The following is a 24,178-nucleotide window of genomic DNA, read 5'->3' as shown; positions in this document are numbered from 1 at the left end:
TTAATGGCTTAGGGAGCCAGACCGTCGTCGGGCGGCTTGTCAGAACATGCATCTTGCAAGCGGAACTTTCGTAAAGCGGGCAATCTGCACGACAGCTGTGGATCCATGAAAACATAAGTCTTTGATTTATAAGGAATATATTTGTGATCGTGTGTTGGCACAGCGCTTGCGACATTGTAGGTAACCCTGCAGCCAATCAGATTGGCGCAGATTCTGAGAAAAACAGGAGTTACCCGTATGAAGAAGTTCGCTATTGCTGCTGCTACCGCCACTGCTCTGACTCTGACTATGGCCAACGTAGCCATGGCTCAGACCTCTGCTCAAGCTCCAATGACTGTAGCTGCAAACGAAGTCGCCAAAACCAAAGAAGCTACTTCTGACACTTGGATCACCACCAAGGTCAAATCTGATCTGCTGACCGAAAAAGGCATTCCAGGCTCCGACATCAAGGTTGAGACCAACAAAGGCGTGGTATCCCTGTCGTCGACTGTCGCTATCACTGATGCGCAGAAAACCACCGCTGTTGCGATCACCAAGAAAATCAAAGGCGTAAAAGCTGTTTCGGCTGATGGCCTGAAAGCTGAGTAATTACATTCTGCTGAACCTGGAATATAGCCGGCTGACAGTGTGAAAGTCGTCAGGCGACTGATTCAAGGTTCATGCGAAGGGCCACAAGGATGTGGTCAACAAAAACCCCGACGTTCGCGCCGGGGTTTTTTTATGCCCTCATTTCTGCACGACCAGCTTGTTTCGCAGCTGAGACGAGCAGTTGACATCTTCTCGCCACGCCCACTGAGTTATCCTCCTACGCCGCGCGCTATCCAAGTGAAGGTGTCTAAACCATCCAATTGATAGAAGTCAGTGCGGCTGTGCACAGTAATTGCATATCACGCAGCCCATTGCTGGATGGGTGGCGAATCTACCCACAGCCTTGACACTTTGATGACCTGTCATCGGCTACAGTCTGGCGTACCTTCGCTTCTCTGTGGCGAAGCTGCTTTACTCCGGGCCAGGCCTGAAACTCTTTTGCTGTGAGAAGTAGATGCCCACGATTCCCTTACTGATTTGCGACGACTCCAACATGGCGCGCAAGCAGCTGATGAAGGCCCTGCCGCCCGAGTGGGATGTGTCGGTGACCACGGCGGCCAATGGCCGTGAAGGGATCGAGGCGATTCGCCAGGGTCTGGGACGCGTGGTGCTGCTGGATCTGACGATGCCGGACATGGACGGTTATCAGACGCTGGCCGCCATTCGCGCGGAAAGCCTGCAGGCCAGCGTCATCGTTGTCTCCGGTGACGTTCAGGAAGAAGCGGTGCGGCGCACCCTGGAACTGGGCGCGCTGGCCTTCCTGAAAAAACCGGCTGATCCCGATCAACTGCAGCAGACCCTTGAGCGACTAGGCCTGTTGGGAGAGAGCGCCAATCAGTCTCTGGCCCTGACATCGGGTGGCGATCAGGCCGCCATCAGTTTCAATGACGCATTCCGCGAGACCGTGAACGTCGCAATGGGCCGCGCCGCCGCGTTGCTGGCGCGGGTCTTGGGCGTGTTCGTGCAACTGCCGGTGCCCAACGTCAACATGCTGGAGGTGGGCGAGCTGCACATGGCGCTGGCGGATGCCCAGGCCAATGACCGGCTCACGGCGGTGTGTCAGGGCTATATCGGTGGCGGCATCGCCGGCGAAGCGCTGTTGTTGTTTCATGATTCGGAAATCTCCGACATGGCGCAACTGATGAAGGTCGACGACGCCGACTACTCTGACATGGAGATGTTGCTGGACCTGTCTTCCATCCTGATCGGCGCTTGTCTGAGCGGCATTGCGGAGCAGCTCGACGTCGCCTTTTCCCAAAGCCACCCCCAAGTGCTGGGCTTGCACAGCGGCATTGAAGAGCTGATCCGTCTCAACGAGCGGCGCTGGAAGAAGACGCTGGCTGTGGAGATCAGTTACAGCCTGGAAGGCCATAACATCCATTTCGATCTGTTGATGTTGTTCACCGAGGACTCGGTCGAGCTGCTGTCGCGGAAACTCGCCCATTTGATGAGCTGATTCATGAACGATCGTATCGATTTCAAAGAATTGCACTGGCTGCTCACCGTGACGCAGAACATCGACGTCGGCGTGGTGGTGCTGGATCAGGAGTACCGGGTGCAGGTCTGGAACACCTTCATGGAGAACCGTTCCGGGATACTGTCGTATGAAGCGGCGACCCGTTCGTTCTTTTCGCTGTTCCCGGAGATCAACGAGCGCTGGCTGAAGAACAAGATCGACAGCGTGCTTACGCTGGGAACCCCAGCGTTCACGATCTGGGAGCAGCGCCCTTATCTGGTTCATTTCAAGAGCTATCAGCCCATCACCGGGCAAGAAGACTTCATGTACCAGAACACCACGATGTACCCGCTGCGGTCGACGACCGGGGTGGTCAGCCATGTGTGCCTGGTGATCTACGACGTCACCGATGTGGCGACGAACCGTTTGCAATTGCAGGCCGCCAACCGCGAGCTGCAGAAGCTATCGAGCACTGACCGCCTGACCAGCCTGTACAACCGCGGTCACTGGGAAGAAGCACTGCGTCTGGAGCATGCGCGGCACGTGCGCTACGGCACTACGGCGTCGCTGGTGATGTTCGACATCGATCACTTCAAGCGCGTCAACGACACCTACGGGCATCAATGCGGAGACCGGGTGATCCAGCGGGTGGCGGACGTCGTGCGTGAACACATCCGTGAAGCTGACATCGCCGGTCGTTACGGCGGCGAAGAGTTTGCGGTCTTGCTGCCCGACACCGACAAGCAAGGCGGCGCCATGTTCGCTGAGCGTCTGCGCGCCGCCGTCGAGGCGCTGGACGTCATGCAGGAAGGCGAAGCCATTCATTGCACGATCAGCCTGGGCGTCGCTGACATGACCTCGCCGATGGATGATCACAAGACGCTCATTGAGCGCGCAGATCAGGCCCTGTACGAGTCCAAAAAGAACGGTCGCAATCGCGTGTCGGTGGATACGTCGGATTGAAGCACCGGCGGAGGGCCGCCTCGAAGGCGGTCTTCACCCGCTAGGACAACTCCGCGAAATCGCTGAGCACGTCATCCCTTAGAGAGATAAACCGTGCGTCGCTGCGATTGCGCGGGCGGGGCAGGTCGATGTCGACGATACGCCGGATCCGCCCCGGATGCGGCTGCATTACCACCACCCTATCACCGAGATAAACCGCCTCATCCACATCATGGGTGACATGGACCATGGTGATCTTTTCCTGCTGCCAGATGTGCTGCAACTCACGCTGCAATCGCGTACGGGTCAGCGCATCCAGTGCGCCGAAGGGTTCGTCAAGGAGCAGCACGCTGGGTCGATTGACCAGTCCCCGGGCAATCGCCACCCGTTGCGCCATGCCGCCGGAAATCTGGTGCGGGTACGACTCAGTGAAATCCTGCAGGCCAACCAGCTGAATGTGTTCGCGTACGGTGTCACGCTTTTGCGCGGCGCTCAGCGGTGCGTTCTTCAGGCCGACCGCGACGTTCTGCTCAACCGTGAGCCACGGGAAAAGCCGGTGATCCTGGAACACGATGCCGCGCTCAAGCCCCGTGCCCGTGATCGGCTTGTCGTCCAGCAGGATGCGGCCGTCGAATGCTTCGTCCAGGCCGAGGATCAACCTGAGGAGCGTTGATTTGCCACAACCACTGGCACCGACGATGGTGATGAACTCCCCCGGCGCGATGTCCAGCTGGACGTTGTCCAGAACGTGCAGTTGGGTGTCGGCGGCTGCATGGGTAAAGTGCTTGCTGATGTTTTCCAGGCGCAGCCCGTTGCCCTGTGACGGGGCGAGGGGCTGGGCGGTAAGCGATTGGGTACTGGGCATGAGCGTTCCTTCTGACATTCGGTTTGGGGAAGCGAGAGATTCGAGAGAGGCCGAACACGACGACCTCAGCGAGGGGCAATGCCGTACAGCCGTTGCAGGCGTCGTTCAAAAAGACGCGCCAAGAGGTTAAGCCCCCAGCCGACCAGCCCGATGACGATCATGCCGAACAGCACGAGGTCCATCATGAAGTGCTCGCTGCCATCGATCAGCGTATTGCCGATGCCGCTGCCCGACACCAGCAGGTATTCCGCGCCGATGGTCGCCAGCCACGAATACACCAGCGCCAGGTAGATACCGGTAAAGATCGAAGGCAGCGCTGCGGGCAGCATGACGCCGGTGATCGTCTGCCAGCGGGTGAAGCCGTAGACCTTCGCGACTTCCAGCAGCGCCGGGGAAACGCTGCGCAAGCCGTCGCACGTGTTGACCACCACCGGCACCAGTGCTGCGAGGGACAGGAACACCACTTTGGCGACGTCGCCCAGACCGAACCACACCGAGATCAGCGGGATCCAGGCGAACAACGAGATCTGTTTGAACGTGTTGAAGCTCGGGCCCACCACTCGCTCGAACAGCCGCGAAAACCCCAGCAGGCAACCGAGCACCAAGCCCAGTGTGGTGCCGATGAAAAAGCCGCTCAGGTCGCGGGCAAGACTGGCGGAAATCGCACGCCAGAACTGCCCGGACGTCACTTGCTCCCAAGCGGTGACGGCGACCTTTTGTGGCGAAACCAACAAGCCGGAGCTGCTCCAGCCCTGGCTGGACGCAAGCCACCAGACCGCCACCGCCAAGAGGGGAACCACCCAACCTCGATAGCGGTGGGTCTGGGTGCCGTGTGGGATTGTCAGTGTGCTCATGCCAACCTCCCGGTCTTGACCGGACGGCCTCGGTTTAGGCGCCGCTCGATGAATTCGAAACCGCGATCAATCAGTAGCCCGAGGGTGCCAACCACCACCACGGCGGCCATGACCAGATCCAGCTGAAACAACTGCCGACCATAGGCGATCAGGTAGCCCAGCCCTTCGCTGGACGCCAACAGCTCAACCACCACCAGCGACAGCCAGGCCTTGGTGAATCCCAGACGCAGGCCGGTGAAGATCGGCGCGACGGCGGAGGGCAGGACGATGTCGGTGACGATCTGGCGTTGGCTGAATCCGTACGCGCGGCCCACTTCCAGCAGGCGTTTGGGCACTTCATGGAAGGCTTGCAGCGTACACAGCGTCACCGGGACCAGCGCGGCGTGGGCGATCAATACATATTTCAGCGGCTCGCCGATGCCGAACAGCAGCAGTGCAAACGGCATCCAGCCCAGTACCGGAATCTGCACCAGCGCGTTGAACGTCGGCAGCAGATAATCTTCGACGGTTTTCGACAACCCCATCGCCAGCCCCAGGGTGATCCCCAATGCCGAGCCGATCATAAAGCCCACCAGCACGCGCTGCAGACTGGCGGAGGCGTTCAGCCACAAGTCGCCGCTGCTGACCAGATCGCCCAACGTCTGGTAAACGAACGCGGGAGGCGGCAGTACTTGTTCCGACAACCAGCCGCGCTCCGTGCCGAGGTACCACAGGCCCAGCAGCACGATGGGCAGCAACCAGGCCAGCGCGACGTTGGCCGCGCGGGTTAGCCAGGGCTTGGTGGATGCTGGCGCCGCAACTCGCCGAGCGGGGCGGGTTGGGGCGTTTGGCAGACGCTTGACCGGCGCCAGGGTTTTCACAGGAATATGCTGCCGTTCAAGCGCTTCAGCGGTGGCTCGGGCCATGGCATCAGCCTCCGTTGTTGACGGATTTGTCCGAAGACGCCGTCGCCGTGTTCGCGGCTTTGCCGTCCGCACCGTAGGCGGTCCAGTAGTGCTCAAGACCTTTGGCTTTCAGCGCATTGTCCAGATAGCGGGTGTCGAACCAGCCTTCGACGCTCACAGGCCGGCGAATCATCTTCTCGTTCCTGGCCTGATCAGCGACGGCCTGATAGCTGTCGCGCAGGAACGCATCCACCAGCGGTGACGCGCTGTCGCGCAAATCCAGACCACCGAAGTCGGCTTGCAGCGAGGCCAGCGGTTCGTTGGTCTTCGCCCACTCGTTGAGCACGGCGTCGCGGTTGCTGGCTTCGGATTCCCATCGCGCGGCATCGACCAGCACGTTGACGACTTTCTGCACATTGTCGGCGTGCTGTTTTTCGTAATCCCCACGGACCACCAATGCGCACTGGCGGGTGTAGCGCACGTTGTTGTCAGGGTTATCGAAGATGATGTCGGCCAGCTCTTGATCGCGCAGTTTGAACAGCTCGCGCCCGCCGAATGCGGCATCGACGCCTTTGGACGCCAGCGCGGCCTGGCTGCTGCCGCTGTCCAGATTGATCACTTTCAGGTCGCGCTCGGTCATGCCGTGATCGGCCAGTAACTTGATCGACACCAGGTGGGCGTTGGTGCCACGGAACACCGCGACCTTCTTGCCCTTGAGGTCTTCGACGCTCTTGATCTCGGAGCCTTTGGGCACGGCCAGATACACATTCGAGCGCACGCCGATGGCCGCAAGCAATTTGGTGTCCAGGCCGTTGGAACGGCCGACTACCGCGGGCAAGTCGCCTTCGTAGGCGAAATCCAGTTGCTGATTGGAAAGTGCCTCGTTGATGGCCGGCCCGGCGCCCTTGAAGAAGAACCACTGCACTTCGATGTCGGTGCCGGCGAAGGCTTTTTCAAGGCGCTGCTGGTTGCGCACGATGCCCAGGGACGAGCCGCTGAACGTGACCGGATCACCGCCACCGGCGCTGGCCACACCAATGCGCAGAACGTCGGCTTCGGCCAAGGGCATCATCAGCAGCGCCGCCAGTGCGGTAGCTACGCGTGTCTTGCTGAATAGAGATGTTCGCTTGGGATTTGCCATGGCGTTTCTTCCTTGGAGAGTGGGTGACGCGCGATCAGGCAGCCAGGTGTTTCTTGTCGGCTTCGGTCTTGGGCGAGAGGGTTTCGGGTGTGGGTTTAATGGCCTGGCTGGCGCGTCCGTCGACGCCGACCGGAATGTCGCCTGCCACGGTGGTACGGCGCACAACGCGCTCGGCCTGGCCATAGTCGTTGACGGCGATGTGTTGGGTGGCGCGGTTGTCCCAGATCACCACGTCGCCTTCGTTCCAGCGCCAGCGCACGGTGTTGTCCAGGTGCGTGATGCGATCGTGGAACAAGCGGATCAGCTGTTTCGAGTCGTTGCTGCTGACGCCTTGAATCTGTTTGACGAAGTGGCCGAGCAACAGGCTGGGCTCGCCGGTTTCAGGGTGCACGCGCACCAGTGGGTGTTCGGTTTCGTAGACTTCGGCGGTGAACTGCTCGCGGTAGCGTTTCACGCCCGCTTCGCCGGTGTCGCGGGGCACCGCGTAGTCGTAGACGTTGGTGTGCAGCGCGCGGAGGCCGTCGGCCAGGGTTTTCAGGCTGTCGGGGAGGTCAGCGTAGGCAGCCGCGGTGTTGGCCCACACGGTGTCGCCGCCGTAGGGCGGGATGACCACGCCACGCAGGATCGAGATTTTCGGGTAGTTGGCGACGAAGGTGACGTCGGTGTGCCACGAATTAGCCCGAGTTTCCCTGGCGTCGAGGTGCAGGATGGCGCTGCTTTTCTCGGCGGAGCGAACGGTGGGGTGAGGGACCTGATCACCGAAGCGGCGGGAGAAGCCTTCATGCTGTTCGTCGCTGAGAAACTGCTCACGGAAGAAAAGCACCTTGTGCGTGAGCAGCGCCTGATTAATGAAATCGAAATCCTGCGTGGAGACATCTGCGGAGAGTTTGACGCCGCTCACCTCGGCACCGATTTTTCCCGCAACGGGTTTGATCTGAATCGCCATGTCCTTGACCTCGATCTGGGCTATTGATGCTCAGATCATAAGGATATAAATCGGCGCTTCGCTAATCACTATTTGGCATAAATATAGAAGGAGAGTTTATGCAGCAGATTAATCTCCGAGGCTCAAGGTCATAAGCCTTTCGTTTTGCGGCATCACCCGATCACTTCACATCTGTGGCACATCCTCCTGCAAACCCTGGTCCTTCCAGGTGCCGAGTGATCGGCGCAGCCGGCTGGCCAGCGAACTGCTGCCGTGGACGTTGTGGTAGTGAAACACCGCTGTGGCGCGCAGGGCGTCTTCGGCTACGGGCATGTTGGTGTGCAGCGAGCGATAACCCCAGAACAGGTACAGGTGGCCGGGTTGCATGGCGATGCGTGTAAAGGCGTTGTCAGCCTTCGCGGCTTTGCTCCTGAGGCGGCGCTGCACCCAGCCGTTGTCCACGCGCACCTTGTCGAGCAGGTTGGCGAAGTAGGTGCGGCGGATTGGCCGACGGTTCGGCAGCATCAGCAGGTCGCCGCGTTCTCCGCTGGTGGGCATGCAGACCGGGAGGATGGTGGTCAGCACAAACGAGTCGTAGTGAAAGATCAGCGATTCGCGACGCCCGCCGCTGCCGGTCAGGCAGCGCAATGTCTGGGTCATGCCATTTTCGCTTGAGCGATCGCCGGTGACGCCCGCCACGATGCGTCGGCATAAATCGATGAAGTCCCGCGACGAGCCCCACTCATGGAGCGGCGTATCCTGCACGGCCTGTCGGCCAGAGAGGGCCACGTAATCGTTGCCGCTATCGGCCACGGTCCGGGCAACCATTGCTTGCAGTGATTCGAGCTGGGACGGACTGGCCCAGTCCGGCAAGACAGCGTATCCGTCACTGTCGATGGCCTTGATCAAGCTCTGAACCTGAGCTTCCGAAAAAGTCGTGTAAGGCATCTGGCGCAACCTCATGACGTAGACCGAGGAACAGCGAAACCCGTCGGACCTACTGCTTGAGATGTACCGGTTCAGCCGGGCGAGGCCAGAGCCTAGCAGCTAGCACAACTTTATCCACGCGCAAGGAAGTAATATTTCAAAATGTTAATTTTCAGCTAAAAAGCCGAGGTTTTCCGTCCATTTATGAAACAGATCGGCGAAGAACGCGCCGAATAGATGGGCGGCGAGACGTAACGAATTTGTGTCACTGAATATGTCGGCGCCTGTTCCTTCCGTGAGACAGGCCAGGATGTCTGCCAGGGGCGATAACTGAAAACGCCCTCGGAAAGAGGGCGTTTTTTAGCGCTTTCACTTCACGTGACTTACAGCACCACGCTCGGCAGCCACAGCGAGATCGCAGGAATGTACGTCACTGCCATCAGCACCAGGAACAGTGCGACATAGAACGGCAGCAGCGCTTTCACCGTGTCCTCGATCGTGACCTTGCCCACTGCGGCGCCGACGAAGAGCACGGCTCCCACAGGCGGCGTTATCAGCCCGATGCCCAGGTTGACCAGCATGATCATCCCGAAGTGCACCGGATCGACGCCGATGCCGACGATCACCGGCAGCAGGATCGGGGTGAGGATGAGGATCAGCGGCGCCATGTCCATCACCGTGCCCAGCAGCAGCAACATGACGTTGATGCACATCAGGATCACGTAGCGGTTGTCCGACAGCGTCAGAAACGCTGTGGTGATCTTCATCGGGATTTCCATCAGCGTCAGGATGTAGCCGAAGCTGGCGGCGAAACCGATCAGGATCATCACGATGGAAACCGTGCGCACGGCCCGATGCATCAGCTTGGGCAGGTCGCGCCATTTGTAATCGCGGTAGATGAACATGGTGACGAAGAACGCCCAGAGCACAGCGATCGCCGCGGACTCGGTGGCGGTGAACACCCCCGACAGGATGCCGCCGAGGATGATCACCATCGCCATCATGCCCCACAGGGCCTCACCGGCAATTTTCAACGCCTTGCGCAGCGGGATCACTTCGCCCTTCGGGTAGTTGCGCTTACGGGCGAAGATCATGCACAGCACCATCAACACGGCGCTGAGCAGCAGGCCCGGCATGATCCCGGCCATGAACAGCGACGCGATCGATACGGTGCCACCCGCTGCCAGCGAATACAGCACCGAGTTGTGGCTGGGTGGTGTGAGCAGCGCCTGCACTGAACCACTCACCGTTACCGCCGTGGAGAAGTCGCGGGGATAGCCATTGCGCTCCATTTCCGGAATCAGCACCGAACCGACCGACGCGGTGTCGGCAACCGACGAGCCAGAGATGGCGCCGAAGAACGTCGAGGCGACGATGTTCACCAGTGACAGGCCGCCGCGCACGAAGCCCACCAGCACGCCCGCAAACGCCACGAGCCTGCGGGACATGCCGCCCTCGGCCATGATCGCGCCGGCCAGCACGAAGAACGGGATCGCCAGCAGCGAGAACTTGTTCACGCCACCCGCGACCTGAATCATCAGTGCGTCGAACGGGATCTCGATCCACCATGCGCCGATCAGCGCAGACAGGCCCAAAGCGAACGCCACCGGCATGCCGACCAGGATCAGTGCGATGAAGCTGCCCAACAGAATAAATGCGTCCATCATGCTGCCTCTTCGCTGGATTCGACCACGTCGTAACTCACCACTCGACGGTGACGCTGGTCACCCAAAAACAGCTTCTCCAGAACGAAGATCAGCGTCAGTACGCCACCGATGGGAATCGGCAGATAGGAGATGCCAACCCGCAGCCCCGGCATTTCACCCAGAAACTGATTCCAGGTGTTCAGGCACAGCTTCATGCCCTTGACGGCCATGAACACGCAGACCACGGCCATGAGGATTTGCACCAGCACCGCGGCAGCCTTGCGTGCGTTTTCCGGCAGGCGATCAGTGGCCATATTCACAGCCATGTGCGCGCCGGCCCGGTAACTGGCAGCGGCGCCAAAGAAGGTGAACACCACCATCAGCAGAATGGCAGTCGGTTCCGGCCAGCTGGAGCCGGTACCCAGGACGTAGCGGGCGAAGATGCCCCACGGGATGATCAGCGCCATGGTCAGCATCGACAGGCCCGCGATCCCGATGCAGAGGCGATACAGTGCGTCATTGAAGCGCAGAATCGTGTTTTTCATAGGCTCACCACAACGACGGTGGACGGCCAGGGCCGCCACCGCCGTGCTATCGGGCTGAAGGACTTATTGGACCGCTTCGATGCGCTTGATGAGGTCAGCGAAAGGCGCGCCGTATTGGGCTCGCACGCTCGCTGTCGCGTCGTAGAAGGCTTTCTTCTGCTCAGGCTTCAGCGTGATGAACTCCACACCTGCCGCCTTAAGCTTCGTCTCGCTTTCGGCCGACTTCTTGTCCCACAGAACGCGCTCTTCAGCCTGGGCCTCGACTGCCAGTTTCTTCACCATCGCCTGCTGTTCCGGGGTCAGTTTTTCCCAGGCGGCTTTGGACATCACCACAGGCTCCGGCAGGATCAGATGCTCGGTCAGGGTGTAGAACTTGGCGTTCTGATAGTGGTTGTGTTCAAGCAGGGTGGGCATGTTGTTCTCGGCGCCGTCGATGACACCGGTCTGCAGGGCGCTGAAAATTTCGCCCGTCGCCATGGCAATACCGTTGCCGCCCATCGCGTTGATGGTGTCGATGAACACCGGGTTGCCCTGCACGCGGATCTTCATGCCCTTGAGGTCGGCTACGTCGTGTACCGGCTTCTTGGTGTAGAGGTTGCGGGTGCCGCCGTCCATCCAGGCCAGGGCGACCAGTTTGGCTTCGGAGTTGGTGATTTTGTCGAGCATTTCCTGGCCGATTTCGCCATCGATAACCTTGCGCATGTGGGCGTGATCACGGAACACGAAGGGCAGGTTGAAGACGTTCACGTCCGGTACCACCGGCCCGACGATGCCGAGGCTGATGCGGGTCATCTGGACGGCGTTGGCCTGAACCTGTTCGACGACTTCCTTCTCGGAGCCGAGCACACCGCCGGCGAACATCTTGAAGCTGATCTCGCCTTTGCTTTGCTCCTCCAGTTTCTTGCCCATGTTTTGTTCAGCGACAACGGGCGGATAACCTGCGGGGTGTACTTCAGCGAATTTGATTTTGGTTTCCGCCAGCGCTGTGTTCGCGAGGCACAGCGCGAGAGGGAGTGCGGCGAGGAGCAACGTGCGTTTGAATTCCATGGATGTTCTCCGGTGTTGTTATTGTTTTTTCAGATAGAACGGGGCAGCGGTACGGCGGCGCAGCGGTGGCCGAGGGTGTGGCTCAGCCGTTGAACAGGGGTTCTTCGAGGCCCTTGATCCCAGGGTTTAACGCGAACACGCCGCCGGCCAGCGGCTGGTCGCTGATGTCCCCGCCGGGGCGTATGGAGGTGACGTAAAGGGTGTCCAGGCCTGAGCCGCCGAAGGCACACATGGCCGGTTTTTTAACCGGCACCTTGAGTGAGCGATCCAGCTTGCCTGCGGGGGTGAAACGGTGGATCACGCCCTCGTCATTGCCGCAGATCCAGTAACAGCCCTCCGCGTCGACCGCTGCGCCATCAGGGCGGCCGGCGTGGTGATTCATGTCCACGAACAGCCGACGGTTGTGCGGCTTGCCGGTGTCGATGTCGTAATCGAACGCCCAGATCTTCTGCACGGAGGGGTGGGAGTCGGAGAGGTACATGACGCGACCGTCGGGGCTGAACCCCAGGCCGTTGGGCACAATCATGTCTGTGAGCTGCGCGGTCAGTGGCTCGGGCTGGCCGGCGCTGTAGCGATACAACGAGCCCACTGCCAGCGTTTTGGCCATGTCCATGAACATGGTGCCGGCCCAGAAGCGGCCCTGGCGGTCGCAGCGACCATCGTTGAAACGCATATTGTCGGTCGCGTGCTCGACGCTGCTGAGCAGTTGCGTGGCGACAGTGCCATTGTCCTGGGGATGAAGGCGGAACAGGCCGCTTTCCATGCCGGCCAGCCAGCTGCCGTCATCGTAACGAGCGATGCAGGCGAGCATTTCCGGCGTTTCCCAGCTTGTGGTGAGACTGTCCTGCGGGCTCCAGCGGTGGAGGCGACGGGCCGGAATGTCGACCCAGTAGAGCGCCTGTTCCCGGGCGTTCCAGACCGGCGATTCACCGGTTGCGTTGCGTGCATCGAGAATCAGCTCAGCTTCCATGACGATCATTCCCTGATTTTTATGATGAGAGGCCGACCTTGCAGTCGGCCTGGCCGTCGTTGAGGCCTACTCGTCGCCGAACGGCCCGCTCGCCACGAATGCACCACCCTGATAAACCATGGCGGGGTCGTCGGAAGCCGGCATCGGTTGTGCTTCGACCTTGGCGCGAAACTGCTCGGAGCTGTCTTTCGGCTGATAGCCCAAGTGATTGGCCAGGCGGTTATCCCACCAGACCTTGCTGTTGTCCGACGCGCCGTAAACGATGGTGTGGCCGACGTTCGGGGTGAACAGGCCGCGCTCGATCAGTTGGGTCAGGTCGTCGTAGCTCAGCCAACTGGCGAGCATGCGGCGGTTCTGTGCTTCAGGGAATGAAGAGCCGATACGGATGCTGACGGTTTCGATGCCATAGCGATCGAAATAGAAGCTGGCCATGTCTTCACCGTAGGATTTCGACAGGCCGTAATAGCTGTCCGGGCGACGCATGGCGCTGGCGTCGATGACTTCATCCTGACGGTAGAAACCGATGACGTGGTTGGAGCTGGCGAAGATCACTCGCTTCACGCCATGTCGGCGCGCGGCTTCGTAGATGTGGAAAACGCCGCAGATGTTCGGGCCGAGGATTTCTTCAAAAGACCGCTCCACCGAGACGCCGCCAAAGTGGACGATGGCGTCGACGCCTTCGACCAACTCGTGAACCGCGTTTTTGTCGGCCAGGTCGCAGATCTGGATTTCTTCGTGGGGGCCGGCTGCCGGTGTCATTTCGGCGATATCGGAAAGACGCAGGACCTTGGCAAACGGACGCAGGCTTTCGCGCAGGACTTTACCGAGGCCGCCTGCGGCGCCCGTCAGCAAAATGCGGTTGAGCGGGGCCTGGGCGTTGAATTCAGTCATCGTGGGAAACCCTGATTCTGATGTTGTTTTTATGGTGTCATCGGTTGTCGTATGACGCTTGCGGGATTATCGACAGGGCCCACAAATTTTGTCAACGCGACGAAGGTGTAAGCCCCTTTGACGCCGGTTTGTACATGTCGTCCGAACAGCGCAGCTACCGGGAGAATGCCGTGCCTGCAGTTTGCAGTGTGACGCCCGACGCTTTCCCGGCTAAAGCCGGTCCCACTGACTGCCCGGCACGACGCTTGAACGCTTACATCAGCGAGATCGGGTAGCTGACAAACACTCGGTTTTCGTCGAACTCGTTGGTGCTGTAATCACGCCGCATCGAGGAGTTGCGCCACCGGACGTTCAGGCTCTTGAACGTACCGCTTTGCACCGTATACGCCAGCTCGGACTCGCGTCCCCACTCCTTGCCGTCGGTCACGGTACCGGTGTGCACGTTATCGCCGCTGATGTAGCGGTTCATCATTGTCAGGCCGGGGACGCCGAATATCGCAAAATCCAGGTCGTGACGCAGTTGCCAGGAGCGTTCCTTGGCGTTGTCGTAGCTGGAGTTGTAACTGTCGTTGGCCAGCGTGCCGCCGCTGGTGCCGTTGACGCGCATCCACTGGTCATCGCCATAGACCTTTTGCAGGCCGAGGTAGACGGTGTTGCCCTTGTAGTTAGCGGAAAGCATCGCGTAGGCGGTCTTGTTATCCAGCTCGCCGGCCAGCTTGTTGCCGTCCTCTTTGCCGAGGAAGTAGCCCAGGTTGGCGCCCAGGGTCCAGTCGCCGATGGGTTGCTTGTGGATAACGTTGAGGAACTCCTGCTGGTAGACGTCTTCCAGCTGCGCGTACCAGAGCCCGACCTGAGTGCGCTTCTCGTTGAAGGTGTATTCGCCGCCGCCAAAGTTGAAGCGGTCCGACTTGAACGCAGCGGATTTACCGTTCATGAACATGTCTTCCATGCTCGCATCGTTGCGCGGGCTGTTGCCGCGGAACTGGCCGCCGTACAGCGTCAGGCCGGCGATCTCCTTGGAGGTGATCTGCCCGCCGCGGAAGGTTTGCGGCAGAGAACGACCGTCATCGGAGCGCAGGATCGGCAGCACCGGCATCCACTCGCCGATCTTCAGTTCGGTGTTGGAAAGCCGCGCCTTCGCCGCCACACCCAGGCGGCCAAAATTGTCGGCGGGGCGCCCGTCGTCATGGATCGGCAACAACTGAGTGCCGCCCGTGCCCTTGCCGCCATCGAGCTTTTGCGAGTACAGGCCCAGCACATCGAGGCCGAAGCCGACCGTGCCCGGGGTGAAGCCCGATTTCACGTCGAGGATGAAGTTTTGCGTCCACTCTTCGGCGTAGTTCTGAGGGTTCGCCGCATTGGTGAAGTTGCGGTTGAAGTAGGCATTGCGCAGGTTGAGCGTGGCTTTGGTGTCATCGATAAAACCTTCAGCGAGGCTCATCAATGGCAGGCTGAACGCGACGCTGCCGGCGCCAAGCAACAGCCACGAACGGTTGGTCTGGATCTTCATTTCTTATTGTTCTCCCTTTCTGCTGACAAAACGGTCCCGCACCGGAGGTCGCCGCCGAGGCGCCGAAGGCGTGGACATGGGTGCTCAAGTCACCGGTTTTGAATGAGGCTCACTGGCTGATCGAAACGGCCGTCGTCGATCAGTCCCTCGCGGTGGCGGCGTGGGCAAACGCAGGCACACGCGCGGACACAGGCACAGCGGGGTCAACAGAATGAGAAGGGGAGGTGGGGCGGATTTCTTGGGGCGACAGGCGCCGATTGACTGTCATCGTCATGGAAGCATTCCTTTTTATTTTTGTTATCAGTTATGCGTTGTCGTACAACGCGATCTTGAGTATCGGCAGAGATCTTTAGACTGTCAACGCGCGGGGCGAGGAAACTCGCCAACGGTCGTCATGCCAGCCTTACCAACGGTTGCCAGCGGATATTGCGGCCCCCCAGTTTCTCTGCTAATTTCGAAAATGTTAACGATGACATTTCCGCTTTAAAAATAAAAACAACGGGATTTTTCGCTATGACAACTCGCCTCAAGAAGGGCTTCTCCGCCGTTCTCTGTTCCCTCGCCGTGGCTGTCGCCTGCGGCAGCGCCCTCAACGTTCAAGCCGCAGACGCCGCCAAGACCGGTCCGCTGAAGATCGGTGCGTCGTTTCAAGAGATCAACAACCCGTATTTCGTGACCATGAAGGACGCTCTTCAGGACGCCACTGCCAGCATCGGTGCAACGCTGCTGGTCACTGACGCGCGCCATGACGTGTCCAAGCAGATCAGCGACATCGAAGACATGCTGCAGAAAGGCATCGATATCCTGATCATCAACCCGACCGATTCGGTGGGCGTTCAGTCCGCGGTCAAGCAGGCCCATGACAAAGGCGTGGTGGTCGTCGCAGTGGACGCACAGGCCAATGGCCCGCTGGACTCGTTCGTTGGCTCGAAGAACTTCGACGCCGGGGTGCAGGCCTGCGATTACCTGGCCAAGAACATCGGCGGCAAGGGCGACGTCGGGATTCTCGACGGCATCGCGGTAGTGCCGATTCTTGAGCGCGTGCGCGGCTGCAAGGAAGCCCTGGGCAAGTACAAAGACATCAAGATTGTCAGCATCCAGAACGGCAAGCAGGAGCGTGATCAGGCGCTGACCGTGACTGAAAACATGCTGCAGGCGCAGCCCACTCTCAAAGGCCTGTTCAGCGTCAACGACAACGGCTCGCTCGGCGCGCTGGCTGCCATCGAGTCCAGCGGCATGGACGTCAAGCTGACCAGCGTCGACGGCGCGCCCGAAGCCATCAAGGAAATCCAGAAGCCCAACAGCAAGTTCATCGCCACTTCCGCTCAATACCCACGCGATCAGGTACGTCTGGCCCTCGGGCTGGCGCTCGCCAAGAAGTGGGGCTCACAAGTCCCGGCGACCATTCCGGTCGACATCCTGCTGGTGGATCAGGCGAAGGCGAAAACCTTCACCTGGTAACGGCCGTGGCGCTGCTCGCCTGAGGTTTTCGGTCAGGCGGGCGCCACGGGTTCTGGCCAGGGACTTAGGCCCCGGATTTTGGTGAGTTGCGCAGCGATATTCTGCTGCGACGAGGTGCCCATGAGCTGCCTTCTGCAATTGGAAAACATCTGTAAAAGCTACCCCGGTGTGCAGGCGCTCAAGTCGATCAACCTGCAGGTCGAGCGCGGCGAAATTCACGCGCTGCTCGGTGAAAACGGTGCGGGCAAATCGACCCTGATGAAGATCCTCGCGGGCGTCGAGCATCAGGACAAAGGCAGCATTCTCATTGACGGCGCGGAGCAGCATTTCGCGACCTACAACGAGGCCATTGCCGCCGGCATCGGCATTGTCTTTCAGGAGTTCAGCCTGATCCCCTATCTCAATGCCGTGGAGAACATTTTTCTTGGCCACGAGATCGTCAACGGCTTCGGCTTGCTGCGCAAAGGCGAGATGCGCGAGAGGGCCATCGCGCTGTTCGACCGGCTCGGCGTGAAGATCAATCTGGATTGTTCGGTGCAGCATTTGAGCGTGGCCGAGCAGCAGTTTGTCGAGATCGCCAAGGCGCTGGCCCTTGAAGCGCGTTTGCTGATTCTCGACGAACCCACCGCCACCCTGACGCCGTCCGAGGCCGAGCTGCTGTTCGACATCATGCGCGAGCTGAAAAGCCAGGGCGTGGCGGTGATCTTCATCTCTCACCATCTGGAAGAGATCTTTCAGGTCTGCGACCGCATCAGCGTGCTGCGCGATGGCGCCAACGTCGGCGCACTGACCGTCGCCAACAGTGACATCGACACGCTGGTGGAGATGATGGTGGGGCGGCGTCTGGAAGCGAGCTTTCCGCCCAAGCAGTCCCGGGCCCAAGGCGAAGTGGTGCTGCAAGTGCGTGACATCCAGCTGACCCGCAACGGCCCGCACAACAGTTTCAATCTGCACAAGGGCGAGATTCTCGGCTTTGCCGGGCTGGTCGGGTCCGGGCGCACGGAACTGGCGCTGGGCGTGATCGGTGCGTTGCCGGTGGTCAGCAAGGACATGCTGCTGCGGGGGCAGCCTGCGCACCTCAATGATCCGGCGCAGGCGCTGGCCAGTGGCATCGGTTTGTTGCCGGAAAGCCGCAAGAGCGAAGGGCTGATTGTGGATTTCAGCATCCGCGAGAACATCTCCCTGAACAATCTGGGCAAGTACGAAGGCGCGGCGCACCTGCTTGATCGGCACAAGGAAGACACCACCACCGCTCAACTGATGAAGCAGCTGTCGATCAAGGCGCCGAGCTGTGAAAGCCGGGTCATTAATCTCAGCGGCGGCAATCAGCAGAAGGTGGTGATCGCGCGCTGGATCAATCACCACTGCGACATCCTGATCTTCGACGAGCCGACTCGAGGCATCGACGTCGGCGCGAAAGCGGAGATCTACACCCTGATGCGCACACTCACCGAACAAGGCTTCGCGATCATCATGATCTCTTCGGAACTGCCGGAAATCATCGGTATGTGCGACCGCGTGGCCGTTTTCAACAAGGGCGCCATCGTCAACGTGCTGGAGGCTTCGGCCATCAATCCGCAGGAAGTGATGCGCCACGCCACCGGGAGTCTGAACAGTGAACACCTCCATTAAACCCATGAACGCGCAACCCAACCGGATGCAGCTCAACTTCGCCCGATTGATCCGCTCGCCCGCCTTCTATCCCTTCATTGGCCTGGTGGTGGTGACGGTCTTCATGATCTTCGCCAGCGACAAGTTTCTCACTGGGGCGAACCTGGAAAACATCGCCCGCCAAGTGTCTATCAACGCCATCATCGCGGTCGGCATGACCTGCGTGATCCTCACCGGCGGCATCGATTTGTCGGTCGGTCCGGTGATGGCCTTGTCCGGCACGCTGACCACCGGACTGATGGTCGCAGGCGTCCCTGCGCCGCTCGCCATCCTCATCGGTTTGCTGATTGGCGTGGGCTTCGGAGTGGGCAACGGCATCTTCGTCGCGTACCTGAAAATGCCGCCGATCATCGTCACGCTGGCGACCATGGGCATCGCGCGCGGGCTGGGCCTGATGTACACCGACGGCTACCCGATTGCGGGGATGCCGGAGTGGTTTGCCTGGTTCGGGCGCGGCACGCTGTTCGGCATCCAGGTGCCGATTCTGATCATGCTTGCGACCTACTTCTTCGCCTGGGTGCTGCTGCAGCACACCCGCGTCGGTCGCTACGTTTATGCCATCGGCGGCAATGAAGAAGCCGTGCGTCTGTCCGGCGTTCGCGCCTCGCGGTTCAAGCTGCTGGTGTACTCGATCAGCGGGCTGACGGCAGCGATTGCCGGGCTGGTGTTGTCGTCGCGGCTGATGAGCGGGCAACCGAACGCGGGCGTCGGCTTCGAGCTGGACGCCATTGCGGCCGTGGTGCTGGGCGGCGCCTCGATTGCCGGCGGGCGCGGCGTGATCATTGGCACGCTGGTGGGCGCGATGCTGCTGGGCGTGCTGAACAACGGCCTGAATATGCTCGGCGTCTCTCCTTATGTGCAGAGCGTGATCAAGGGCGGAATCATTTTGCTGGCGATCTTCATCAGTCGGCAGCGGCATAAATAAACCGAAAAGCAGCGCGTGTAGAAGCGCGCTTCTACACGCCATCCAACGATCAAAACAGGTGAACCGACATGGAACAAAACACAACAAACACCATGCAAGCCGTCGTCTGCCATGCCCCGAAAGACTACCGTCTGGAGCAGATCAGCAAGCCTGTTGCGCGGGCCAATGAACTGGTGATTCGCATCGGTGCCTGCGGGATCTGCGCCAGTGACTGCAAATGTCACTCAGGCGCGGCGATGTTCTGGGGCGGCGAGAGCCCGTGGGTCAAGGCGCCGGTGGTACCGGGCCACGAATTTTTCGGCTATGTGGATTCGGTGGGCGAGGGCGCTGAAGAGCACTTCGGCGTGAAGGTGGGTGACAAGGTCATCGCCGAGCAGATCGTCCCGTGCGAGAAGTGCAAGTTCTGCAAATCCGGCAAGTACTGGATGTGCGAAGTGCACAACATCTTTGGCTTCCAGAAGGACGTCGCCGAGGGCGGCATGGCGCAGTACATGCGCATCCCGAAGACCGCTATCGTGCATCACATTCCCGAGTCGGTTTCGCTGGAAGATTCGGCGTTGATCGAGCCGATGGCCTGCTCGATTCACACGGTGAACCGCGGTGATGTTCAGCTCGACGACGTGCTGGTGATCGCCGGCGCCGGCACGCTGGGTCTGTGCATGGTGCAGGTCGCCGCGCTGAAAACGCCGAAGAAGCTGGTGGTCATCGACATGGTCGACGAGCGCTTGGAGCTGGCGAAAAAATTCGGCGCCGACGTGGTGATCAACCCGAGCCGCGACAATGCCAAAGAGATCATCAACGGCCTCACCGACGGCTATGGCTGCGACGTTTACATCGAGACCACGGGCGTGCCGATCGGCGTCACCCAAGGCCTTGATCTGATCCGCAAGCTGGGCCGCTTTGTGGAGTTCAGCGTGTTCGGCGCCGAGACCAGCGCTGACTGGTCCATCATCGGCGACCGCAAAGAACTGGACGTGCGCGGCGCTCACTTGGGCCCGTATTGCTACCCGATTGCCATCGATCTGTTCGAGCGCGGGCTGGTGACGTCGGAGGGTATCGTCACCCACGACTTCGGTCTGGACGACTACGCCGAAGCGTTCGCCCTGGCGGACTCGACCAAGTCGATCAAGGTGCTGCTCAAACCGGTGAACTGATAACCCCCATTCTGTAGGAGCGTGGCTTGTCCCGCGATCTGCCGGGCACCGGCAGCAAACCTCGCCACGCGGTGAATCAGGCATACCGTGGCCTCATGATTGCGACCGGTTCCCGGTCGATCGCGGGACAAGCCACGCTCCTACAGGTTTTGCGTAGCACTCCAATAACAACTAGAGCGCACCCGGATGGATTACGTCATCGGTGTCGACATCGGCACCCAAAGCACCAAGGCATTGCTGGTCGATGGTCAGGGCCGGATCGTCGCGCAGCACAGCCACAGTTATAAGGTCGACACCCCCAAACCGCGCTGGGCGGAGCAATGGCCACAGGTCTGGCTCGACGCCGTGGAAATCTGCGTCGCCGCCTGCATGCGCAAGAGCGCGTTGCCCAAAGACAGCGTCAAAGCCCTGTGTGTCAGCAGCCTGTACGGCGGCTCCGGCATTGCGGTCGATGCGCAGATCAAACCCTTGTACCCGTGCCTGATCTGGATGGACCGCCGCGCTGAGGAACAGGTCGAGTGGGTCAATCAGCACGTGGATCTGGAGCGGCTGTACGCGATCACCGGCAATGCGGTGGACAGTTATTACGGCTTCACCAAAATGCTCTGGCTCAAGGACAAGCAGCCGCACGTCTGGGCCGACACGCGCTACCTGCTGCCGCCCAACAGCTACGTCAATTACTGCCTGACCGGCGAGGTTGCGGTGGACCACAGCTCTGCCGGCAACATCGGCGGCGTCTACGACGTCAAGGCACGGGGCTGGTCGGCAGAGATGCTCGACGCGCTGGGCATCCCGGCGTCGATGATGCCCGAGCGGCTGGTTCACTCCGGTGAGGTGGTCGGCGGTCTGTTACCCGAATGGGCCGATCGGCTTGGGCTTAGCCCTGAAATTCCGCTGCTTGGGGGCGGGGTAGATGCCGCCATGGCGACCTTCGCCGCAGGCGTTACCCAGGCCGGCAACCACGTGGCCATGATCGGCACCAGCATGTGCTGGGGCTACCTCAATCAGCAGGTCGATGCCCGGCATGGTCTGGTCAGTTTTCCCCACGTTTTCAACGGCGCCAAAGACCTCTACATCTTCGGCGGCGCGATCACCGCCGGCGCCTCGGTCAGCTGGTTTCGCGAGCAGTTCTGCCAGGCCGAAGAGCAGCAGGGTCGCGAGAGCGGCGAAGACAGCCACGTCATACTCGAACGCGCCGCGATGAAGATTCCGGCCGGCAGTGACGGCGTGCTGTTCCAGCCTTACCTGATGGGCGAGCGCAGCCCGGTGTGGGACGCCAGAGCCAGCGGCAGCTTTGTCGGGCTGAGCCTCTATCACAGCCGGATTCACCTGTACCGCGCGGTGCTCGAAGGCGTCACGTTCGCGCTTCGGCACAACATCGAAGCGGGCACAAAAGGCGCGCAGTCCCTGGACCCTCGGCTGATCGTGGTCGGCGGCGCCAGCCACTCGGACTTGTGGATGCAGATCATCGCCGACGTCACCAACTTCCCGGTCTACACCATCGTCCAGGAAGTCGAAGCGGCGCTCGGTGCAGCTTTGCTCGCCGCCCACGCGGTCGGGTTAGTGGATGAGGCGCAGGTTCATAAAGGCTGGGTTCAACTGGAGCTTCGGGCCGAGCCTCAAGCGGAGAACGTCGAGTTGTATTCGCGACTGTTCGCCGATTACGTGGCGCTGTATCCGGCGCTGAAACCCATCATGCATCGCTTGCAGGGAGCGTGACTGTGAACACCGCCCAATTTGATTTCAGCGGCCAGCGCGTTCTGGTCACCGGCGCCAGCAGCGGCATTGGCTGGGAGGTCGCGCAGCAACTGCTGAACAGCGGCGCCGAGGTGTATGCGATGGGCCGCGATGCAGCGGCGCTGGAAAACCTGGCAGGGCAGGGCTGTGTGGCGTTGCGCGTGGACGTGGCCGATCAGCCGTCATTGGCCGCAGTGTTGGCGGACTTGCCGGTGATGCACGGGCTGGTCAACTGCGCCGGGATTTCCATACTGGAGTCCGCGATCGAGGTGAGCGCCGGGGCGTTCGATCAGGTCATGGCGGTCAACGTGCGGGCGGCGGCGATGATCGCCGGGACGGTGGCGAAAAAGATGATCGCCGAAGGCGTGGCGGGGAGCCTCGTCAACGTGTCGAGTCAGGCGTCGTTGGTGGCGCTGGATGATCATCTGAGCTATTGCGCGTCGAAGGGCGCGATGGACGCCATGACCCGGGTGCAGTGTGGCGAATGGGGTCGCCACGGGATTCGCGTCAACAGCGTGAACCCCACTGTGACCCTGACGCCCATGGCGCAGATGGCCTGGAGCGAGCCGAGCAAACGCGACCCGGCGCTGGCGGCGATTCCCCTCGGCCGCTTCGCCGAAACCGCAGAAGTCGCGGCCCCAATCCTGTTCCTGCTGAGCAGCGCAGCGTCGATGATCAGCGGTGTGTCGCTGCCGATTGATGGGGGATACACGAGCCGCTAGAACGCAACTCGCAATGGTAGGAGCGTGGCTTGTCCCGCGATCTGCCGGGCACCGGCAGCAAAGTCTGTCGACGCGGTGAAACAGAAATACCGTAGCGTCTGTCATCGCGACCGGTTCCCGGTCGATCGCGGGACAAGCCACGCTCCTACAGGGGACCGCGTCGAGTTGGGGAGGGTAAGAGTTTCACGGGAGAGGTTTGGCGATGAGTCGATAATAAAGGCTCACCCGCTAACGCCATTCTCCAGCTCCCCGACAATCACCACCTGCGCCTTCGGCAGATGCCGATCCTCGATTCGCTCCAGCAGCAGTTTCACCGCGCTGCTTCCCGCCAGCGACGCATCGTGGGCGATGCAGGCGATGGGGATGCCGAAGATGTCGGCGAAGGGCAGCCGGTCAATGCCGCAGATGGCCACGCTATTGTGGGCGATGTCGCGGTCGCGCAGGGCTTTCATGGCGCCCAGGGTGATGAGCTGGTTGAAGCCGAAAATCGCGTCCGGCAGCGGGTGGTCGCGCAGGTAATCCAGTGTGCTCTGATGCGACGGCTCCAGCGTGTAATCCCCGGCAAACACATCCACTTGCACCGGCTTGCCGCTCTCGGCGATCGCCGCCTTCACGCCCTTCAGGCGTTCCTCGGAAATCCGCGAATGCGCAGGGCCGGTCAGCACCAGCATGCGACGCATCGACGGGCTTTGTGCCAGCAGGTAACGGGCGCCTTTCAGGCCGCTGTGATAGTTGTCGAGCACCACATGGCTGAACGGGCTGGCAGGCAGCGCGCGGTCCAGTTGCACCACGGGAATGTCGCCGTTGCTCAGGCGACTGAGATAGACCGGCTGGTAAGCCGGCTCGTCCGACACCGGCGACAGCACGATGCCGGCCACGCGGTAACTGAGCAGCGTATCCACCGCCTTGGCCTCGAGTTCTTCAGAGCCGTCGGTGTCCACCAGCATGATGGTGTAACCACGGGTTTTCGCCTCGCGGGAGATCGCCTTGATCATCTCGCTGTAGAAGGGGTTGTCCACCGACGCAGTAATGACACCGATGATCATGCTCTCGCTGCGCTTGAGGCTGCGGGCAAAGGCATTGGGGACGTAATCGAGTTCTTGCGCCACTTCCAGAATGCGCGCCAGGGTGGCGGGCTTGACCAGATCGGGTTTGTTCAGCGCCCGGGAAACAGTGACAGGCGTCATGTTCACGCGGCGGGCGATGTCGGAAATGGTGACGGGGGTTTTCTTGCTCATGGGCGATTGGCTGCCTGAAATCCGGGACAACCTGCGGGGCAGTCGCATCCCTCCAAAGAGTGCCAAGGCTAGCACGATG

Annotated in this window: 22 protein-coding genes; 9 read left to right on the top strand and 13 right to left on the bottom strand. The window is 60.7% G+C overall.

All coding sequences use genetic code 11. The features are described 5' to 3' along the window. The first annotated feature begins 237 nt into the window (after positions 1-237). The 3 genes from BBI10_RS06650 to BBI10_RS06640 all read left to right on the top strand — a co-directional run bounded on the left by BBI10_RS06650 (position 238) and on the right by BBI10_RS06640 (position 3,007). Positions 238-588, top strand: coding sequence for a BON domain-containing protein (locus tag BBI10_RS06650; protein WP_065987597.1), 351 nt, complete (start codon positions 238-240; stop codon positions 586-588). 454 nt (positions 589-1,042) lie between these two features. Further along, positions 1,043-2,044 (top strand): response regulator, encoded by a 1,002-nt coding sequence (locus BBI10_RS06645; RefSeq protein WP_065987596.1) that lies wholly within the window; start codon positions 1,043-1,045, stop codon positions 2,042-2,044. A 3-nt stretch (positions 2,045-2,047) separates the two neighbouring features. Next, positions 2,048-3,007 carry a GGDEF domain-containing protein gene (locus BBI10_RS06640; protein WP_065987595.1) on the top strand — a complete coding sequence of 320 codons (960 nt, stop codon included), beginning with the start codon at positions 2,048-2,050 and terminating at the stop codon, positions 3,005-3,007. A gap of 40 nt (positions 3,008-3,047) precedes the next feature. On the opposite strand, the gene BBI10_RS06635 is transcribed toward BBI10_RS06640, so the two are convergent. The 12 genes from BBI10_RS06635 to BBI10_RS06580 all read right to left on the bottom strand — a co-directional run bounded on the left by BBI10_RS06635 (position 3,048) and on the right by BBI10_RS06580 (position 15,191). Continuing rightward, positions 3,048-3,851, bottom strand: a complete 804-nt coding sequence (locus tag BBI10_RS06635) for an ABC transporter ATP-binding protein (protein ID WP_065987594.1) — start codon at positions 3,849-3,851, stop codon at positions 3,048-3,050. 65 nt (positions 3,852-3,916) lie between these two features. Next, complete coding sequence (locus BBI10_RS06630) at positions 3,917-4,705, bottom strand: ABC transporter permease (protein ID WP_065987593.1); 789 nt, start codon at positions 4,703-4,705, stop codon at positions 3,917-3,919. Next, complete coding sequence (locus BBI10_RS06625; RefSeq protein WP_083233046.1) at positions 4,702-5,610, bottom strand: ABC transporter permease; 909 nt, start codon at positions 5,608-5,610, stop codon at positions 4,702-4,704. Before BBI10_RS06625 ends, BBI10_RS06630 begins: the two co-directional genes overlap by 4 nt. 4 nt (positions 5,611-5,614) lie before the next feature. Next, the gene (locus BBI10_RS06620) at positions 5,615-6,730 is read right to left on the bottom strand and encodes an ABC transporter substrate-binding protein (protein WP_065987592.1); all 1,116 of its coding nucleotides are present in this window, start codon (positions 6,728-6,730) and stop codon (positions 5,615-5,617) included. Between the two features lie 34 nt (positions 6,731-6,764). Beyond that, a complete protein-coding gene (locus BBI10_RS06615; RefSeq protein WP_065987591.1) occupies positions 6,765-7,676 on the bottom strand; it encodes a TauD/TfdA dioxygenase family protein in 912 nt (303 codons plus the stop codon). A gap of 165 nt (positions 7,677-7,841) precedes the next feature. Then, positions 7,842-8,603, bottom strand: coding sequence for a hypothetical protein (locus tag BBI10_RS06610; RefSeq protein WP_065987590.1), 762 nt, complete (start codon positions 8,601-8,603; stop codon positions 7,842-7,844). 362 nt (positions 8,604-8,965) lie between these two features. Continuing rightward, a complete protein-coding gene (locus tag BBI10_RS06605) occupies positions 8,966-10,246 on the bottom strand; it encodes a TRAP transporter large permease (protein WP_065987589.1) in 1,281 nt (426 codons plus the stop codon). Next, positions 10,246-10,773, bottom strand: a complete 528-nt coding sequence (locus tag BBI10_RS06600; protein WP_065987588.1) for a TRAP transporter small permease — start codon at positions 10,771-10,773, stop codon at positions 10,246-10,248. Before BBI10_RS06600 ends, BBI10_RS06605 begins: the two co-directional genes overlap by 1 nt. Positions 10,774-10,836: 63 nt before the next feature. Next, a complete protein-coding gene (locus tag BBI10_RS06595; protein ID WP_065987587.1) occupies positions 10,837-11,820 on the bottom strand; it encodes a TRAP transporter substrate-binding protein in 984 nt (327 codons plus the stop codon). Between the two features lie 82 nt (positions 11,821-11,902). Continuing rightward, positions 11,903-12,790, bottom strand: coding sequence for an SMP-30/gluconolactonase/LRE family protein (locus tag BBI10_RS06590; protein ID WP_065987586.1), 888 nt, complete (start codon positions 12,788-12,790; stop codon positions 11,903-11,905). Between the two features lie 66 nt (positions 12,791-12,856). Continuing rightward, a complete protein-coding gene (locus tag BBI10_RS06585) occupies positions 12,857-13,681 on the bottom strand; it encodes an NAD-dependent epimerase/dehydratase family protein (RefSeq protein WP_065987585.1) in 825 nt (274 codons plus the stop codon). 253 nt (positions 13,682-13,934) lie between these two features. Continuing rightward, entirely contained in the window at positions 13,935-15,191 is a 1,257-nt protein-coding gene (locus tag BBI10_RS06580) for an OprD family porin (protein ID WP_065987584.1), read from the bottom strand. Positions 15,192-15,704: 513 nt separating this feature from the next. Between BBI10_RS06580 and BBI10_RS06575 the strand changes: the two genes are divergently transcribed. The 6 genes from BBI10_RS06575 to BBI10_RS06550 all read left to right on the top strand — a co-directional run bounded on the left by BBI10_RS06575 (position 15,705) and on the right by BBI10_RS06550 (position 22,861). Continuing rightward, positions 15,705-16,652 carry a substrate-binding domain-containing protein gene (locus tag BBI10_RS06575; RefSeq protein ID WP_065987583.1) on the top strand — a complete coding sequence of 316 codons (948 nt, stop codon included), beginning with the start codon at positions 15,705-15,707 and terminating at the stop codon, positions 16,650-16,652. 120 nt (positions 16,653-16,772) lie between these two features. After that, entirely contained in the window at positions 16,773-18,284 is a 1,512-nt protein-coding gene (locus tag BBI10_RS06570) for a sugar ABC transporter ATP-binding protein (RefSeq protein ID WP_065987582.1), read from the top strand. Positions 18,285-18,288: 4 nt separating this feature from the next. Continuing rightward, positions 18,289-19,248 (top strand): ABC transporter permease, encoded by a 960-nt coding sequence (locus BBI10_RS06565; protein WP_065987581.1) that lies wholly within the window; start codon positions 18,289-18,291, stop codon positions 19,246-19,248. Between the two features lie 68 nt (positions 19,249-19,316). After that, on the top strand, positions 19,317-20,402 hold the full coding sequence (locus BBI10_RS06560) for an alcohol dehydrogenase catalytic domain-containing protein (protein WP_065987580.1): 1,086 nt from the start codon (positions 19,317-19,319) through the stop codon (positions 20,400-20,402). A gap of 186 nt (positions 20,403-20,588) precedes the next feature. Then, the gene (locus BBI10_RS06555; protein ID WP_065987579.1) at positions 20,589-22,121 is read left to right on the top strand and encodes an FGGY-family carbohydrate kinase; all 1,533 of its coding nucleotides are present in this window, start codon (positions 20,589-20,591) and stop codon (positions 22,119-22,121) included. A gap of 2 nt (positions 22,122-22,123) precedes the next feature. Further along, positions 22,124-22,861 (top strand): SDR family oxidoreductase, encoded by a 738-nt coding sequence (locus BBI10_RS06550; protein ID WP_065987578.1) that lies wholly within the window; start codon positions 22,124-22,126, stop codon positions 22,859-22,861. A gap of 221 nt (positions 22,862-23,082) precedes the next feature. On the opposite strand, the gene BBI10_RS06545 is transcribed toward BBI10_RS06550, so the two are convergent. Further along, on the bottom strand, positions 23,083-24,099 hold the full coding sequence (locus tag BBI10_RS06545) for a LacI family DNA-binding transcriptional regulator (protein WP_065987577.1): 1,017 nt from the start codon (positions 24,097-24,099) through the stop codon (positions 23,083-23,085). Positions 24,100-24,178 lie beyond the last annotated feature (79 nt).

The organism is Pseudomonas graminis, from assembly GCF_001705435.1.
In the GTDB taxonomy this organism is placed as follows: domain Bacteria; phylum Pseudomonadota; class Gammaproteobacteria; order Pseudomonadales; family Pseudomonadaceae; genus Aquipseudomonas; species Aquipseudomonas graminis_B.
Note: the sequence above shows the minus strand (reverse complement) of the source record. Positions and strands in the feature narration are given on the sequence as shown.

What these genes read in the sequence shown, in the direction of transcription:
- BBI10_RS06650 (WP_065987597.1), top strand. Translation starts at nt 238, where the DNA reads ATGAAGAAGTTCGCTATTGCTGCTGCTACCGCCACTGCTCTGACTCTG.
- BBI10_RS06645 (WP_065987596.1), top strand. Translation starts at nt 1,043, where the DNA reads ATGCCCACGATTCCCTTACTGATTTGCGACGACTCCAACATGGCGCGC.
- BBI10_RS06640 (WP_065987595.1), top strand. Translation starts at nt 2,048, where the DNA reads ATGAACGATCGTATCGATTTCAAAGAATTGCACTGGCTGCTCACCGTG.
- BBI10_RS06635 (WP_065987594.1), bottom strand. Translation starts at nt 3,851, where the DNA reads ATGCCCAGTACCCAATCGCTTACCGCCCAGCCCCTCGCCCCGTCACAG.
- BBI10_RS06630 (WP_065987593.1), bottom strand. Translation starts at nt 4,705, where the DNA reads ATGAGCACACTGACAATCCCACACGGCACCCAGACCCACCGCTATCGA.
- BBI10_RS06625 (WP_083233046.1), bottom strand. Translation starts at nt 5,610, where the DNA reads ATGGCCCGAGCCACCGCTGAAGCGCTTGAACGGCAGCATATTCCTGTG.
- BBI10_RS06620 (WP_065987592.1), bottom strand. Translation starts at nt 6,730, where the DNA reads ATGGCAAATCCCAAGCGAACATCTCTATTCAGCAAGACACGCGTAGCT.
- BBI10_RS06615 (WP_065987591.1), bottom strand. Translation starts at nt 7,676, where the DNA reads ATGGCGATTCAGATCAAACCCGTTGCGGGAAAAATCGGTGCCGAGGTG.
- BBI10_RS06610 (WP_065987590.1), bottom strand. Translation starts at nt 8,603, where the DNA reads ATGCCTTACACGACTTTTTCGGAAGCTCAGGTTCAGAGCTTGATCAAG.
- BBI10_RS06605 (WP_065987589.1), bottom strand. Translation starts at nt 10,246, where the DNA reads ATGGACGCATTTATTCTGTTGGGCAGCTTCATCGCACTGATCCTGGTC.
- BBI10_RS06600 (WP_065987588.1), bottom strand. Translation starts at nt 10,773, where the DNA reads ATGAAAAACACGATTCTGCGCTTCAATGACGCACTGTATCGCCTCTGC.
- BBI10_RS06595 (WP_065987587.1), bottom strand. Translation starts at nt 11,820, where the DNA reads ATGGAATTCAAACGCACGTTGCTCCTCGCCGCACTCCCTCTCGCGCTG.
- BBI10_RS06590 (WP_065987586.1), bottom strand. Translation starts at nt 12,790, where the DNA reads ATGGAAGCTGAGCTGATTCTCGATGCACGCAACGCAACCGGTGAATCG.
- BBI10_RS06585 (WP_065987585.1), bottom strand. Translation starts at nt 13,681, where the DNA reads ATGACTGAATTCAACGCCCAGGCCCCGCTCAACCGCATTTTGCTGACG.
- BBI10_RS06580 (WP_065987584.1), bottom strand. Translation starts at nt 15,191, where the DNA reads ATGAAGATCCAGACCAACCGTTCGTGGCTGTTGCTTGGCGCCGGCAGC.
- BBI10_RS06575 (WP_065987583.1), top strand. Translation starts at nt 15,705, where the DNA reads ATGACAACTCGCCTCAAGAAGGGCTTCTCCGCCGTTCTCTGTTCCCTC.
- BBI10_RS06570 (WP_065987582.1), top strand. Translation starts at nt 16,773, where the DNA reads ATGAGCTGCCTTCTGCAATTGGAAAACATCTGTAAAAGCTACCCCGGT.
- BBI10_RS06565 (WP_065987581.1), top strand. Translation starts at nt 18,289, where the DNA reads ATGAACGCGCAACCCAACCGGATGCAGCTCAACTTCGCCCGATTGATC.
- BBI10_RS06560 (WP_065987580.1), top strand. Translation starts at nt 19,317, where the DNA reads ATGGAACAAAACACAACAAACACCATGCAAGCCGTCGTCTGCCATGCC.
- BBI10_RS06555 (WP_065987579.1), top strand. Translation starts at nt 20,589, where the DNA reads ATGGATTACGTCATCGGTGTCGACATCGGCACCCAAAGCACCAAGGCA.
- BBI10_RS06545 (WP_065987577.1), bottom strand. Translation starts at nt 24,099, where the DNA reads ATGAGCAAGAAAACCCCCGTCACCATTTCCGACATCGCCCGCCGCGTG.